This is a genomic window from Collinsella sp. TF10-11AT, assembly GCF_003437565.1.
In the GTDB taxonomy this organism is placed as follows: domain Bacteria; phylum Actinomycetota; class Coriobacteriia; order Coriobacteriales; family Coriobacteriaceae; genus Collinsella.
Genome location: NZ_QSQW01000017.1, coordinates 19,831 through 35,525 on the forward strand (window position 1 = coordinate 19,831; position 15,695 = coordinate 35,525).

At 62.0% G+C, this 15,695-nt stretch carries 12 protein-coding genes; 3 read left to right on the forward strand and 9 right to left on the reverse strand.

Annotation, left to right across the window (positions count from 1 at the left end; all coding sequences use genetic code 11):
• Positions 1 to 89: 89 nt before the first annotated feature.
• From DXC99_RS10535 to DXC99_RS09545, 3 genes are all read right to left on the reverse strand, one after another.
• On the reverse strand, positions 90 to 923 hold the full coding sequence (locus DXC99_RS10535) for a hypothetical protein (protein WP_233504106.1): 834 nt from the start codon (positions 921 to 923) through the stop codon (positions 90 to 92).
• A gap of 24 nt (positions 924 to 947) precedes the next feature.
• Complete coding sequence (locus DXC99_RS09540) at positions 948 to 2,321, reverse strand: hemolysin family protein (protein ID WP_117630020.1); 1,374 nt, start codon at positions 2,319 to 2,321, stop codon at positions 948 to 950.
• 114 nt (positions 2,322 to 2,435) lie between these two features.
• A complete protein-coding gene (locus DXC99_RS09545) occupies positions 2,436 to 3,119 on the reverse strand; it encodes a hemolysin III family protein (protein WP_199408910.1) in 684 nt (227 codons plus the stop codon).
• Positions 3,120 to 3,305: 186 nt separating this feature from the next.
• Here DXC99_RS09545 and DXC99_RS09550 point away from each other — a divergent pair, with 186 nt between their 5' ends.
• The gene (locus tag DXC99_RS09550) at positions 3,306 to 4,271 is read left to right on the forward strand and encodes an alpha/beta hydrolase (RefSeq protein WP_117630021.1); all 966 of its coding nucleotides are present in this window, start codon (positions 3,306 to 3,308) and stop codon (positions 4,269 to 4,271) included.
• A gap of 251 nt (positions 4,272 to 4,522) precedes the next feature.
• On the opposite strand, the gene DXC99_RS09555 is transcribed toward DXC99_RS09550, so the two are convergent.
• From DXC99_RS09555 to DXC99_RS09580, 6 genes are all read right to left on the reverse strand, one after another.
• A complete protein-coding gene (locus DXC99_RS09555) occupies positions 4,523 to 5,728 on the reverse strand; it encodes a DUF362 domain-containing protein (RefSeq protein WP_117630022.1) in 1,206 nt (401 codons plus the stop codon).
• 201 nt (positions 5,729 to 5,929) lie between these two features.
• Positions 5,930 to 8,596, reverse strand: coding sequence for an ABC transporter permease (locus DXC99_RS09560; protein ID WP_117630023.1), 2,667 nt, complete (start codon positions 8,594 to 8,596; stop codon positions 5,930 to 5,932).
• 8 nt (positions 8,597 to 8,604) lie between these two features.
• Positions 8,605 to 9,318: an ABC transporter ATP-binding protein gene (locus DXC99_RS09565; protein WP_117630024.1), complete on the reverse strand. Its 714-nt coding sequence runs from the start codon at positions 9,316 to 9,318 to the stop codon at positions 8,605 to 8,607.
• A gap of 319 nt (positions 9,319 to 9,637) precedes the next feature.
• Positions 9,638 to 10,843, reverse strand: a complete 1,206-nt coding sequence (locus DXC99_RS09570; RefSeq protein ID WP_117630025.1) for an ABC transporter permease — start codon at positions 10,841 to 10,843, stop codon at positions 9,638 to 9,640.
• Positions 10,830 to 12,017: an ABC transporter permease gene (locus tag DXC99_RS09575; protein WP_117630026.1), complete on the reverse strand. Its 1,188-nt coding sequence runs from the start codon at positions 12,015 to 12,017 to the stop codon at positions 10,830 to 10,832. The genes DXC99_RS09570 and DXC99_RS09575 overlap by 14 nt, the downstream gene beginning before the upstream one ends.
• Positions 12,018 to 12,026: 9 nt before the next feature.
• Positions 12,027 to 12,965 (reverse strand): ABC transporter ATP-binding protein, encoded by a 939-nt coding sequence (locus tag DXC99_RS09580; RefSeq protein ID WP_117630027.1) that lies wholly within the window; start codon positions 12,963 to 12,965, stop codon positions 12,027 to 12,029.
• A gap of 211 nt (positions 12,966 to 13,176) precedes the next feature.
• Between DXC99_RS09580 and DXC99_RS09585 the strand changes: the two genes are divergently transcribed.
• Both DXC99_RS09585 and DXC99_RS09590 read left to right on the forward strand, forming a co-directional pair.
• Positions 13,177 to 14,322: a sensor histidine kinase gene (locus DXC99_RS09585; RefSeq protein ID WP_158551696.1), complete on the forward strand. Its 1,146-nt coding sequence runs from the start codon at positions 13,177 to 13,179 to the stop codon at positions 14,320 to 14,322.
• Entirely contained in the window at positions 14,319 to 14,963 is a 645-nt protein-coding gene (locus DXC99_RS09590; RefSeq protein WP_117630029.1) for a response regulator transcription factor, read from the forward strand. The genes DXC99_RS09585 and DXC99_RS09590 overlap by 4 nt, the downstream gene beginning before the upstream one ends.
• Positions 14,964 to 15,695: the final 732 nt, after the last annotated feature.

Below are 15,695 nucleotides of genomic sequence, written 5' to 3' on the forward strand. Positions count from 1 at the left end.
GTCCATTATACCCGCAGCGCATCACTTGCCGCTCCGCTCATCTGCGTACGGCAAAGACGCAGGTACGTGATGGTGATAAACGCGTAGGCCTACTCCTGAGGCATAGCCGGCATGGCCACCGTGGCACCCGGGTCCTCGCCGGCGCCGTCCACGAGCGGCAGGCCGCCCTCATGCGCAGGTCCTGCCGGAACCGTCGCCGCACCGCCAAAGACGGCAGCGGAGGCCTCGTGGTTCTCGGCAACCGCGCCCTCGGTATCAATCGCCACCTGGGGCTCGTCGTCAAAGTTGGGGACGCCCTGGGGCTCGGTGGGAACGGGCTCGGCGGTCGCATCGGCAACGGGCTCGGCGTCGACCGGCACATCGCCCTCGTCAGCGCCCTCGTCCTCGGCAGCATCTTCGCCGTTCGCAGCAGCGACGGCCTCGTGAGGATCCTTGCCCTCGGCCTCGGCGCGCATGCCCAGCACCAGGTTGCGCAGGCCCGCGACCGTGCCTTCCACGTCGGGGGCAGGCTGGTCGGCGTGCAGGTACGCCCAGTCCATCATAAAGGTGGCCGACGACAGCGCACCGATGGCCAGTGCGTCGTCGGGGCACGAAAGCTCGACCTCAAAGACACGCTCGTCATGCTCGCTTACGCGCGTGCGGCCGCACGAGATGCTACCGGCAAGACCGGTCTCGTTCATGAGCTCGACCGTCACATGCTCAAGCAGATGGCAGAGCTCGGTCTGACCCATGCAGTCCTGGAACTCGCGGCCGGAATCGCCCAGGCACAGGTGCTTGGCAATCGCGGGCACCAGGTAGTACACGCGCGCCGTGGCCTCGATGTCCTCCGAGGTCATGAGCGGCATGCCGGGGTTCACCAGCACATGCGCGCAGATCTTGTCCTCACTGACGGTGACCTTAAGGATGTTGAACAGGCCTGCCATAACTCTCCCCTACTCTTCCTTGTCCTACTCGTCGCCATCGTGCGAGTCCACAGAGCCCGCACCCGACGTCGTCGGCTCGTCTACCGAAGACTCGGAATCCTTCTTATCGGTTTCGGCCGGAGCGATCACGCGAATGAGCGAGATGCGCTGGCCACGCATCGACTGCACTTTAAACTTGTACCCCGCGACCTCAAACACCTCTCCGATGTCGGGCACCGAGTCGCAAAGCTCCAAAATCCAGCCGGCGATGGTCTCATAATCATCGCTTTCCTCAAGCGGCCAACCAAGCTCAATCGCGTCATCGCACGAAAAACGCCCATCAACGAGCCACTCGCGGCGCGAAAGGCGCGTGAGGTACTTGTTGTCGGGGTCGAACTCGTCCTCGATCTCGCCCACGATCTCCTCGACGATGTCCTCGATGGTGATGATGCCGGCCGTGCCGCCGTACTCATCCACGACGACCACGATCTGGTCGTGCGAGGTCTGCATCTCGGACAGCAGCGGCAGGATGTCCTTGGTGTCGGGCACAAAGGTGGCGTCGCGCAAAAAGCCGGCGATGGGCTGGTCGCCCTTGCCGTCGAGCGCGGGCTGGATCAGGTCCTTGATGTGCGCGATGCCCGCGACGTTGTCGGGGTCCTCGTGATAGACGGGGATGCGGCTGAAGCCGGTCTGGCGCATGGTGGATAGCACGCTGGCGACCGTCTCGTCGTCCTCGCACATGGTGGTGTCCACGCGCGGCACCATGACCTCGCGGGCAACGGTGTCGCCCAGGTCAAAGATCTCGTGGATCATGCGCTTTTCCTCGTCGAGCAGGTCGTCCTGCTCCGAGACCATGTACTTGATCTCTTCTTCCGAGACGTTCTGACGGTCGTCGGCACTCTTGATACGCAAGATGCGGGCCAGGCCATCGGAGCAAGCGCCAGTCAGCCACACGAGCGGACGGGCGATCTTCTGGAACACGGAAAGCGGGCCCACGACCTGCTTGGACACGCCCTCGGCATTGGCCAGGCCGATGCGCTTGGGGACGAGCTCGCCGATCACGATGGACACGAAGGCGACCGCGACGGTGATGATGACCGGCGCCAGGCCGCGCGCGATGGCGGAGAGCGGCGCGATGCCAAAGCTCATGAGCCACGTGGCAAGCGGGTCGGACAGGCTCGTCGAGGCGACGGCGGACGAGGCGAAGCCCACGAGCGTGATGGCGACCTGGATGGTGGCGAGCAGCTGGTCGGAGTCGGCGGCCAGCTTAATGGCACGCTCGGCGCGCTTGTCGCCTTCCTCGGCCTCATGCTCCAGCACGGCGCGCTTGGCCGTGGTGAGCGCCATCTCGGACATAGAGAAGTAGCCGTTGATGAGGGTCAAAACGAGGGTGGTGATAAGGGAGATGGTTATGTCCATCGGGAGTTTCTCGAACCTCCAAGATTCGGGACGTTGGGTAGTAAGCGTAGGTGACGGATAGGGCAGTTGCGCCCGGCGGCCGCTTGGATAGGTCCGCGGGCACAGACGCGATCGCTAGATTACGAAGAGAATCACCGCCATGAACTGGAAGATGCTGCCGGCGAGCACCCACAGGTGAAACACGCTGTGCAGATAGCGCACGTTTTTGGCGATGTAGAACGGCACGCCCACGGTGTAGCACACGCCGCCGACGGCGAGCAGGGCAAGCGCCACGGGGTTGAGCAGCGATACGAGCTCGGGCAGCTTAAAGACGACAAGCCAGCCCATCAGCAGGTAGACCAGGCCGCATACCCAGTGCGGTTGACGCTCGCGCATAAAGCACTCGAGGGCGATGCCGATAATGGCGATGGCCCATACGGCGAAGAACAGCGCAGCGCCGCCGTCGTTTGCGAGCGTGATGAGGCAAAACGGCGTATAGCTGCCGGCTATGAGCAGGTAGATGCAGCTGTGGTCGATGATGCGAAACACGCGCTTGGCGCGCGCGGGTTGAATCGCATGGTAGAGCGTGGAGGCTAGGTATTCGAGGATGATGCTGACGCCATAGACAATTGCCGCGGCCATGTGGGCCGGGCCACCGCCGCGCAGTGCAGCGAATACGATCAGGAGCACCAGACCCGCAATACCCAGCAAGCAGCCGACACCATGGGTGACGGAGTTCATAATCTCCTCGCCCACCGTGTAGTGCGGAACGGCCGCGGCCTTGGGTCGCGGCTTGGAACTGTCGCTCGAATCGGACATGCCGGTTACATCCTCCAACGTAAAGAGTTCTCAACACTATATCAAAGCGTCTGGGTGCGTGCGAAATTTGCACCATACGTGACCCTTTGTTTACCCATTCTTTGCCTGTTGACGCATCAACGGTGAACGTCCATAATGCGCTTGCATTAAATGTTGATGTATTAACATCTTATAGGAAAGCTTCTTATGTCTCAAAACGCACGTTCCCATCGAAAGCTCAAGATAGCCGGCGTCGTTGCGCTGGTGGTTGTCATTGCGCTGCTCGGATTTGCCGGCAACTTTCTGTTTGACTTCGCGCTGAATCCCCGCGCGCCATACACCATGAAGATGATGCAGGACGGCAAGGACGGCAAAGAAAGTGAGCAGCCGGATGCCGAGGGAACCGAGGCGCGGGCGTGGTTTAAAGAGAATCGCGAGAGCAGCAGCCTCACCGCAGATGACGGGACCGAGCTTGCCGCCTGGTATTTTGCTGCGTCGGAGAGCACGCACGACTACGCCGTCTGCCTGCATGGATATACCAACGAGCCCATCGGTATGGCCCGATACGTCAAGCGATTCCACGACCGCGGCATGAACGTACTCGCACCCGCCGCCCGCGCCCACGAGCGTTCCGGCGGTGACTACATCGGCATGGGCTGGCCCGAGCGACTCGATGTCGTCGCGTGGATCGGGCGGATTGTTGCGGCCGATCCCAAGGCGCGCATCCTGGTCTTTGGCGAGTCGATGGGCGCGGCGACTGCCATGAACGTAGCGGGGGAATCTCTGCCCGCAAATGTGAAATGCATTATCGAGGACTGCGGCTATACAAGCGTTTGGGACGAGTTTTCCCTGCAGCTCAAGGATGTATTTGGCCTGCCCAGTTTTCCCTTGCTCGATGTAGCAAACTTGGTGTGCAACGTGCGCGCGGGCTACGACTTTCATAAGGCGAGCAGTGTGGAGCAACTCAAACACGCGACGGTTCCCATGTTGTTCATCCACGGCGACCAGGACACCTTTGTGCCGTACGACATGCTCGACCAAAACTACGACGTGTGCGCCAGCAAGGTCAAGCAAAAGCTCACCATCCATGGCGCCACCCACGCCAAGAGCGCGCAAGTTGACCCCGAGCTCTACTGGAATACGGTCGACGAGTTCCTCGACAAGAATTTTTAAGCAAATAGTACGGTTTACTGGTCTATCTGGCCCCCTATTTTCGGAAGTGCGGGGAAAATCTCGGGAAGCCCGTCCAGACCGCAGTTTTACCAACAATTTATCAGGGGTTTTGTTGCCAAAAAACGTCGTGTGCTCGGCGGTCTCGAAATTTGCCGCATACTTCCGGAAAGCCGCCCGTGAGCGCTGTGCCCACGGGCGGCTTTTGCTCTACTTGCGCCAGAAAAGCGCTTCATTTGTCCAATAACTAGGCGCTACTTGACCTCGATGAGCTCGTACTTGCTCGTGCCCAGGCCAATCTTCTCGGCGTGTGCGATACAGGCGCGCCAGTCGGTGTCGGGATGCGTGATGCAGAAGGGGTCCTTGGCCTGCTCGCCCTCCAGATGCTCGTGGTTATGCTCCATCTTGGCGGCGCTGTCGGTGAGCTCGGTGTTGGGCAGCGGCTCGGATGCCATGACGGCATCGGCACAGGCCTGGTCGATGGCGACCGGGTCAAAGCTCGCGAACATGCCGATATCGTTAACGATAGGCGTGTCGTTTTCGGGATGGCAATCGCAGTTGGGGCTGATATCCATGGCAAGCGAGATATGGAAGCTCGGACGGCCGTCGACGACGGCCTTAGTGTACTCGGCGATCTTGCAGTTGAGCACGTCGGCCGCGGCGTCATAGCCGGGCTTGATGCAGTCCTGGTTGCATGCCGCAATGCAGCGTCCGCAGCCCACGCAGCGATCGTGGTCGATGGCGGCCACGTGCACCGTGCGGGTGTTACCGTTGGCAAGCTCGCGCTCGCGGGCATCGTCAAACGAGATGGCGTCGTGCGCGCAGATCTTTTCGCAGGCACGGCAGCCAACGCAGTGCTCGGTCGCGACGTTCGGCTTGCCAGCGGCGTGCTGCTCCATCTTGCCGGCACGGCTACCGCCGCCCATACCCAGGTTCTTCATGGCGCCGCCAAAGCCGGCCTGCTCATGGCCCTTAAAGTGGGTGAGGCTAATCACGATGTCGGCGTCCATGAGTGCCTGGCCGATCTTTGCCTCGCGCACGTACTCGCCGCCCTCGACCGGAACGAGCGCCTCGTCGGTGCCCTTGAGGCCGTCGGCGATGATGATCTGGCAACCCGTGGCATACGGGGTAAAGCCGTTCTGGTAGGCGGTGTCGATGTGCTCGAGCGCGTTTTTGCGGCTGCCCACATAGAGCGTGTTGCAGTCGGTGAGGAAGGGTTTGCCGCCCAGCTCCTTCACGACGTCTGCGACGGCGCGGGCGTAGTTTGGGCGCAGAAAGCTCAGGTTACCCAGCTCGCCAAAGTGAATCTTGATAGCGACGAACTTGTTCTCGAAGTCGATCTGCTCAATGCCGGCGCGGCGAATGAGGCGTTTGAGTTTGTCGAGCTGGCTCTCGCGAGCATGCGTGCGCAGGTTGGTGAAGTACACCTTTGCCGGTGCTGCGGGTGCGGTTGCGGTCATAGATCTATCCCCTCGGTCTATATGGCGTTACAGACATAGAGGATGGTACCCGTTGAAGTGGGGTTGAAGTCAAGCGCAACGCCGAGTCGCTAGGCACTCATTGGGGACAGACTTAAATGAGTGCTTGCCGCCCGGCCAGCGAGCCGGCGATCCGGCAAAGACTGTCCCCAACGACTAGTCGTTTAAGAACGTCCCCAATGACTACTCCTGCACCTTGAGGGCTTCGGCCAGGCTGACGCGCTTGATAGAGCGCGTGTGCAGCAGCGCCACGACCAGGTAGGTCGCAAAGCCGATGCCGATGCATGCAGCCATGGACCAAGCGGGCACGTAGATCTCGATATTGCCGTTGTAGGCGAGCAGCATCGAGCGGAAGATGGCCGTGAGCGAGCCAATAATGACCGGCAGGCTCAGCACGAGCGACGCCGCCACGCACAGCGTGATCGAGCGGATGTACAGATGCGAGATCTCGCTATCGCGATAGCCAAAGACTTTCATGTAGCTGATCGAACGGGCGCTGTGGTCGATCACCGCCTTGGTCAGCAGGTACATAAACAGCAGGAAGATAAACACCGCGAGCCCGACCATCATGCCGATCATTTTGCTCATCATGCCGATGAACTGGTCACCCACGGCGCGCATGTCGTCGGGCGTGGTGTCACCGGCAAAGTAACGAGCATCGAGGTCGAGCTTCTCGTCGCTCACATAGCCGTTAAAGTAGGCGGCGTCGTTGCCGAACAGCTCGTTAAAGTCATCGATGCTCATATAGATATTCATGTCCGACTTTGAACCCCAGATGCAGTCCTTACCCGCGTACTCAAGAGAATAATCCCGAGCCTCGTACTTGTCGCGAAGCTCGACCTTCTGGCCCTCGCTCCAGCCAAACTTATCGAGCAGACCGCCGCCAAAGACGACGCGCCCGTCGCCGACGTTGAGGTCTTTCCAATAGCGCGAATGAGATGAAATGCCGTAGACAGAGATGGCCTCTGTGCCGTTTCCCTCGCCGCGGTCGTATTGCAGCTGGTAAACGGCATATTTCTCGGCCTGCGCGATTGCGCCCGCGCCGTTGTCGGTCGTGTTGATCGGGTGAATGTCGTCGTTGTCGGTGTCGATCTTAGAGGCCTTGTCGATCAGGTCGATGGCCTCATCGCGGTCGCAGCCGAGGGCATCGGCAAGGTCATCGAGGCGCGCATAAAGCGCATCTTTCTTGTCCTGGACCTTGGCGAGCGCGTCCTGCGCCGCGGCCAGGCTCTCGGCAGACGGAGACGCGGTCGCGGCATCGGCTGCCGTCTGCGCCGCATCGGCCGCGTCGTCAAGCTCGTCATCGGCATCCTGGGCGGCGGAGAGCAGCGCGCCGTCAATCGACTGCAAGCGCTCGAGCGCCGCCCACTGCCCGCGCTCCTCGGCAGTACCCTCAAGCTCTAGCGGAGCCTTGAGCGTGTACTGGTGCTCGGCGACCAGGCTTGTCTCCAGGTTGTCCGCATAGTGCGTCATCGTGGGCAGGATCGCCAGGCCAAAGAGCAGCAGCAGCGAGGCAAACGCAATGCCCACGAAGAGCGTGGCGAAGTTGCCCAGGTTGCGCAGGAAGATGCGCAGGCGAAAGCGCGAGACAAAGCCCATGCGCTCCGGCAGCTGCAGGCCGCGCTTGGTGCCCGATTTGCCGCTCGCCTCGTGACGAAGGAACTGCAACGGCGTCTTGCCCATCTTGCGAAGCAGGCCCACCAGCGTGATGAGGATGAGCGCGGCAGCGGGAACCACGGCGCACTTCACAAAAATCTCCCAGCTCCAGTACACCTGGAAGGGAGGCAGGCTGTACGAACCGTAATAGAGGCCGCGCATGGGCTCGGTAAAGAACGCGACGCCGAGCGCGGTGCCCAAAAGCGCCGCGACCACGCCCACGATGGCGGGAAGTGCCAGGTAGTGCAGCACGATCTCGCGGCGGCGATAGCCGCTGGCGAGCAGCGTGCCAATGATGGCGCTCTCCTCCTCGATGGTGGCGTCGGTAAGGACCACAAAGACGAACGCCATGATCACGATGATAATGTTGAGCAGCGTCATCCACATCATGGAGTCGCCGTCTACGTCGTCGCGCGCGTAGCCAATACCCTGGTTGGAATCGGCGTCGATCAGATCGTCCACGCGCGCATCGGCATCGGTCAGCACCTCGACCATATCCTGCTCCGCATCGATGCGATCCGCGGTGGGGAGGTCGCGATCGGTAAAAGCAAAGGAGTAGGTGTAGGCAGGTGCACCACCGGCATCCTCGAGCGCGGCAAAGCCGGCGTCGGTGACCTCGGCCACACCATAGGTGATGGTGTTCACCGTAAAGTCCGAATTGTTGAGGAACAGCGCCTGGCTATCGGGCTGGGTCATGATGCCGCAGATGGTGTAGGTGCGGCCCTCAAGCTCAACCTTATCGCCCACGACAAGGTCGTTGTTGGTGGCAAAAACTCGGTCGATAGCCACCTCATCGTCCGTCTTGGGCTGCTTGCCTTCGCAGTAGGACGCGATATCGACCTTGGTGCGGTGCGCATAGGTGCGCAACGTGCGCTTGGTGCCGTCGTCGCCGGCGGTCTTTTTGATGATGGCGTCGATGGAGAAATTCTTGTAGAGCGTGACGCCGCCGACGTCGTCGGCTGCATCCTCGGCTGCCTTGAGCTGGTCGTCGGTAGCCTCGAAGGAGGTGGTCACGCGGCCGTCCTCAATCGTGTACGCATCGCGCATGTCGTCGATAAGGCAACCGATGGAATGCGCCGCGAGCAAAAAGCCCGAGGTGAGAGCGATGCTCCCGCACATAAGCAAAAAGATGCCCAGGTACTTGCCGATATTGCGGCGCAGCTCGCGCGGGAGTCGCTTTGCGAGAGGTGTCATGGCATCGCCTACCAATCGAGCTCGGCGGCCGCAACGGGCGACTCGTTGAGCCCATCCTCGACGATGCGGCCGTCGCGCAGGCGCAGCACGCGGTTGGCCATGCGGGCGATGGCGGCGTTGTGGGTGACGATGATGATGGTGCAGCCGTAGGTGCGGTTAACATCCTCCATGAGCTGCAAGATTTCCTTGGATGTCTTGTAGTCAAGCGCGCCGGTGGGCTCGTCGCACAGCAGCAGGCCCGGGTTTTTGACGAGTGCGCGGCCGATGGCGCAACGCTGCTGTTGGCCGCCCGAGACCTGGCGCGGGAACTTGTTGCGGTGCTCGTAGAGGCCCAGCGAACGCAGCAGGTCGTCGACATTGAGCGGGTTTTTGGACAGGTGCGCCGTGACCTCGATGTTCTCCTTGATGGTGAGATCGGGCACCAGGTTGTAGAACTGGAAGACAAAACCCAGCTCACGGCGGCGATACTCGCCCAGATCGGTAGGTTTGAGCACCGTGAGGGCGCAGCCGTCCACCATGATGGAGCCACCGTCGGCATCCTCCAGGCCGCCGATCAGGTTGAGAAAGGTCGACTTGCCCGAGCCCGAGGGCCCCAGCATGACGCAGATCTCGCCGCGGTTGATGGACGTGTCGATGCCATCGAGTACCGTCAGGCGCGCATCACCGTCGCCGTAGTGTTTCCTGAGCCCGCTGACCTGGACATAGGCTTGCTTTGTCGACATGCTATCCCCCGTTGTTAGCCTTCTGCTACTTTTCTAGGGTAATAGTAAACCCAGGCGAACTATTTTTAAGCGACAGGCGCGATTTTTTCCAAACCAGTCATTGGGTACTCATTGGGGACAGACTTAAATGACTGAAACCACTCATTTAAGTCTGTCCCCAATGAATGCCGGGACTGTCCCCAAGTGCCGGCAGGAAAGGAACGTCCCCAAGTGCCGACATATTGGGACAGTCCTTGCCGGCACGACCGGCGGGCCGGCGAATCGACAAAGACTGCCTCCGATGACTAGCCGTTTAAGAACGTCCCCGATGACCAGGTAGCTAGGCGTGGGATTTGGCGCGGGTGAGGGCCAGGCCTACGGCGGCGATGGCGGCGGCGAAGAGCACCGTGACGCCCAGGTCGCAGGCGATGTCGCCCAACACGGTGGCCGTTAGATCCGAGGCAAGCGCCTTGCCGATCGCGTCGTTCACCCAAAACGTCGGCACAAAGTGCGCCACCGTCTGCACGGCCGAGCCCATGAGCGACAGCGGCATCCAGGCGCCGCCCAAAAACGTCATGAGCATGCCGAGTAAGTTGCCCACGCCGTTGATCAGCTCCTCGCGCGCGCCCAAGCTCGACAGGGTAAAGCCAACGGCCAGCGGCGTGCACGCCAGGGCAAGCGTCGCCGCCAGCGCCAGGCACACGCGACCCACACCGACCTCGGCGACCGCGCCGGCAAAGCCCACGACACCCACCATGCTCGACACGAACCAGATGCAGACGGTAAGCACCGCGGCAGCCGCGAACACAGCAAGCGAACGCTGGCGCTCGGAGACCGGGCCGGCCTCCATGCGGCGCACGCGCTCGGGCTCGTTCATACCCGAAAACACCAGTCCCACCGAAACGATGACCGATGAGATGATCGCGTACGCGCCAAAGTTGAAGTACGACTCGAGCGTGGCTGCGGCAGTCGAGTCAACCTTGACCTGCTCGATCTGGACCTCCGCGCGCTTTGCGGCGGCGTGCTCGGCGGTCTTGGCGACACTGGCCCCGGAGGCAGCAGGCTCAAGCACCGCCGCAGCGCCCGCGAGCGAGATCCACCGCGAAACCTCGGCAGACGAAAGCGCCGCCGCCATGGTGCCGGAACCGTAGGTCACATCGAGCTTGGGCAAGTCCTCCCCCGCACGGGCGGCCGCAACAAGATCGTCCTCAAACCCCTCCGGGATAAAGAACACGCAGTCGGCGCTGCCCTTGGCGCTGTTGCTCTTGGAGAGCGCGTCCGCAAGGTCGTACGTGTCGTCGCCGACGCCCGTGACCAGGTCAAAGCGCGAACCCAGGTGCCTGGTAAGCGCACGCGAAAGATCGCTGCCGTCGCGGTCGACCACAATCACGTTGGCGTCGTAGGGCTTGTACTCGGTCAGCTGCGACGAGTTCCAGCTGACCGAGGCCGCAATGAACACGCCCATGAGTGAAATGAACACCGTGTAGATGAGCAGGTAGAACGGGTGCGCGAGCGCCATGCGAAGCGCGGTCTTAAAGGTGCTCATAGCGGCTCCTTCCAAAGATCAGCGTAGCGGCGGCGACAAACACCAGGGCCATGAGGACAAGCGCACCGGCGCGAACGACAAAGGGACCCAGATCCTCAAAGAAATACAGGCGGTTGAACATATCGCAGATGAGCTTGACGGGGTTGAGCCAGCACTCGGCCGGACAGGCGCGGGCAACATCGTCGGCAAGCGCCATCGCCGGCTCGCCGTAGAGTCCGGCGAACAGGGCGCACGTGGTGGCAAAGCCCGTGAGGATGCCCGATTTGGACGCCTTGCCGCCCTTAACGGGAAGCGTCCCCACAAAAAGCCCCAGGCCCGTGGCAGCAAGCGCAGATGCGGTGCCGCCCGCCAGGCACAGCCCCTCGCGCCCGCCAAAGTCGATGCCGACCACCAGGCGCACGTAGCCGATCGCGATCGCCATCGAGGCAAATGAGACCAGCCACGAGCCGACAAAAATGCCGGCCAGCGGCGCCGTCTTGGAGACGCCGCCCACGCAGCGGCGCGCGCCGAGGCCGGACAGATTGGGCTGCAGATCGACGACGGCCAGGGCCGCAAACTCGGAAGACATCATCGCGACCAGGCCAAAGAGCGCGTAATAGTAGATGGTCGTACCGTCGGGCGTGGTGCGCGTAAGGCTCACGCGGCGAGTGCCGCCCTTAAGCGACAGGGCGCGCGCAACCGCCTCCGGGTCGGCGAGCGCCGCCGGGTTGTCCTGGGCAATCTGGCGCATGAGCTCGGCATTTTGCGTATACGAGCTCGCCACCGTCTCCAGGATGCTGCGGTCGGTGAGCACCGTACTGGCGCGCGAGCTATCGTAGCTCGAAAGCAACGTAAGCTTGGGCGCGCCCGCGTCGTCGACCGTGTAGACGCCCGCAACCTCGCCGGACTTGAGCGCATGGTTCGCCTCGGCCGCGTCGTCGCACTCGTGGATCTTAAGCAGCTGGTCGTCGCCCTCCTTGGCAAGCGACGTCGCCACGTCCTTAAAGGTCGAAGCGTCCCAGGCCTCGTCGGCGACAACGGCTACCGGCACCGGATCGACCTTGCCGTCGGAGCTGAGGTTCGCAAACATAAACATGAACATCGTGGAAAGCGCAATGGGAAAGAGCGCGCCCCAGACCCATGTGCTCGGCCGGCGCAGCAGCGTCTTGACCGTGATAATGATGGTGTTGATCATGGCTGCCCCCTAGTCGCGTAGCTCGCGGCCGGTGATCTCGAGGAACACGTCGTTGAGGGTCGGCGGCTCGCTCCACACGCGACCGAGTGCCACGTCGGCGGCGCGCAGCGTGTCAAGGATGTCGACCAGATTATGTGGGCTCGCCTCGCAGGTGCAGATGAGCTCGCCGCCGGACAGCTCAACCGAAAGCACGTGCTCCAGAGCGCGCAGCCGCTCGACCGTGGCGGGCTCGACGGCGCCGACCTCGACGGTCACGCGCTCGCCCATCTGAATCATGCGCTTGAGCTCGTCGTTGGTGCCCTGCGCCAGCACGCGGCCGCCGTCCATGATCATGATGCGGCTGCAGATCTGCTCGACCTCCTCCATGTAATGGCTGGTATACACCACCGTGGCGCCCTCGTCGCGCAGGCGGCAGATGCCCTCCAGAATGGCGTTGCGGCTCTGCGGATCGACTGCCACTGTGGGCTCGTCAAAGAAGATGAGCTCGGGCTTGTGCGCGATGCCGCAGGCAATGTTGAGACGGCGTGCCAAGCCGCCCGAGAGCTTTCCGGGGCGAAACTTGGTAAAGTCGCCCAAGCCGACAAAGTCGATCGCCTCGTCCACCAGCGCGCGGCGGCGCTTGCGGTCGTTGACGTAGAGGCTGCAGAAATAGTCGATGTTTTCGCGCACGGTGAGCTCGTCAAACACCGCCACCTGCTGTGGCACCACGCCGACGCGACGCTTAAGGTCGTAGCGGGTGGGCGTCATGGGCTCGCCGAACAGCTCGATGGTGCCCTTGTCGTAAGCGAGCAGCTGCAGGATGCAGTTGATGGACGTGGTCTTGCCCGAGCCGTTGGGGCCCAGCAGGCCAAAGATCTCGCCAGGGGCAATACTCAGGTTAAAGTGGTCGAGCGCGATAAGATCGTCGTAGCGCTTGACGAGGTTTTCGACGTGGACGATATCTGTCATGAGGCGGCCCTTCTGTTGGTCGTGGCCCGGTACGATTGCATCATCGCAGGAGAGGACGGCGCGCACCAGTGAGCTTTGTCACGAGTGCGAGGGGGCAGAGGCGAAACCCCCGCTCGCGCGAGCGATCGACGCCGCTTTGCCGCGCGGGAGGAATGTCACGGTTGCCCCGGGCGGCGCCTCCCCCGCGCGCAGCATCGCGTACAATACCCGTATGAACAGGCTTTTCGACAAATCGATTGTGCTGGCGTGCTGTATTGCGGCCGCCATGGGTCTTGCCGTGGACGCTCGTCTGGTTGTGGCGTTTTGCCTTGGCGTTATGGCCACCTCGGCGTCGGAAGTCGCACGAGAAGAACACGCCCATCGCGCGAGCGAGGCCGCGAGCTACGCTTACATCATCGCTGCCGTCTTCGTGCCGCCATTTATGCCGTTCGCACCCCTTGCCTTCTATGACATCGCGCGACGCGTGCGCCGTGAACGCATCTGGCCCGCGCTGGCGATTGGCGCCGTGTTTGTCTGCGCGCTTGTCGCGGACCTTCGTGGCGGCGTGCTCACCACCCGAACGCTGTTGCTAACCGCCATCCTTTCGATCGCTGCCACGTTGCTGTCGCTGCGCACCGCGCAGCTGGAGCGCGAACAGGATCGCATGCGTCGCACCCGCGACAAGCTGCAAGAACGCGCCCTGGTACTCGAGGCACGCAACCGCGACCTCGCCGACCGCCAGGACTACGAAGTCGAGCTCGCAACGCTCGCCGAACGCGCCCGCATCGCGCGCGAGATCCACGATAACGTGGGCCACCAGCTCACGCGCGCTTCGCTCCAAACCGAAGCCTTGCGCGTGGTCCACGCCAACGAGCCCGGCGTCGCCGCCGATTTCGCCGATGTCAAACGCACGGTTGACGAGGCGCTCCAGCTCGTGCGCGCCAGCGTCCACGCGCTCAACGACAATGCAACCAACCTCTCCGTGCAGCTCGAGCGCATCGTTGAAGGCGTACGCTCGGACAGCGGCCCACAGATTGAGCTTGAAGTTTTGGCCGAGCATGCGCCCGCCAACGTCGCCAACTGCTTTGCGGCGGTCCTGCGCGAGGCGCTCTCCAACACCATGCGCCACGCTTGCGCCCAGACCGTCACCGCACGATGCATGGAGCATCCGTCGTTTTACCAGCTCATCGTTACCGACGATGGCGTGGGCGGGGTCCAAGCAATCGGCCGTGGCGCCGCGGAGGGCATGGGGCTCGTCTCCATGCGCGAGCGCATCGAGGCGCTTGGCGGCACCTTCACCGCCGGTCCGCGCGCCGGCGCCGGCGGCTGGCGCGTGTTTGCCACCGTTCCCAAACAGCAAGGAGATGAGGACCGATGAGGCTCATAGTTGTCGATGACGACCACTTGGTAGTCGATTCACTCAAGATTATCCTAGGCGCCCAGCCGCAGATCGAGGTGGTGGGTACCGGCGCCAATGGCGACGACGCGGTCGCGCTCTACGCTGAGCACACGCCCGACATCGCGCTGCTCGACATTCAGATGCCGGGGCGCGACGGACTTTCGGCGGCACGCGAGATCCTTGAGCGCGACCCTGCGGCGCGCGTGGTGTTTCTGACGACATTCTCGGATGACGAGTACATTGTGTCGGCGCTTAAACTGGGCGCCCGCGGCTATCTGATCAAAACCGATGTCTCCGCCATTCCACCGGCGTTGGCGCAGGTCATGGACGGTAAACGCGTGCTCGAGGGTAAGGCGATCGAGGATGTCGACTTTGATGGGGCGGACGCTGAAGCCGGTGCGACCCGCCGGCCCGCGGCCTTTGCCGGTCTGACCGACCGCGAGTTCGAAGTCGCCGAGCTCATCGCCCGCGGTCTCGACAACAGGGAGATCGCCGCCACAGCCTACATGGGCGAAGGCACCGTGCGCAACCACATCAGCTCGATCCTGGCCAAAATGGACCTGCGCAACCGTACGCAGATCGCCATCGCCTACCTGCGAGGGCAGTTGCCCGAAGATTGACCGCCCCGGCAGAGTAAAATGGCTGTTACCGATTTAATGCCATTTCAAAACTATGTCGGTTTACTACGATGAATCGCCCACCTTCGATCACGGCAAATTGAGCGCTTGCAAAACCGCAGGTAGAACGCTTGCGATATTTAGAAAAATGCAGTCATGGTCGGGAATGTCGAATTCGTCGTAGTAAACCGGCATAGTTTTGTTCGGTCGGCCCTGCACGAGCGCCTCCGCAAGGCTCGCGGGACCAAAATGATCTGCTTTCTTCCGCCCGCGGAGATCGGCTGACGGCGCTCGCCACGAAATGGGCCCATCTACTACGTTTGACTCGATACCCCCGACCATAACCGCTATTCATGAAAAATCGCAGGCGTTCTACCTGCGGTTTTCATTTCGCATTGCTTGCCGTGGTCGAGGGCTGCCGCCTAAACGTAGTAGATGGGCCCATTTCGTGGCAGACGAGTCACGCGATAGCCCTCGCGAGGCCAAAATAGTCCGTTTTCCTCCGTCCACGGGAGTTAAAGGGCTGTTACGGATATGCTGCCATTCCAAAACTACGCCGGATTACGGAGCTAAAGTCGGAGCCCTCATCCATACCCCCTATTTTTGAAAAACAACAGGCTATCTACCTGCGGGTTTGTTTTTGCGATTTTCTGTATGGTCGGAGGTTCGCTATCCAGTCCCGTAATCCGGCATAGTTTTGTTCGCAGCGGCACAACCGCGCGCTCACGCGCGGGG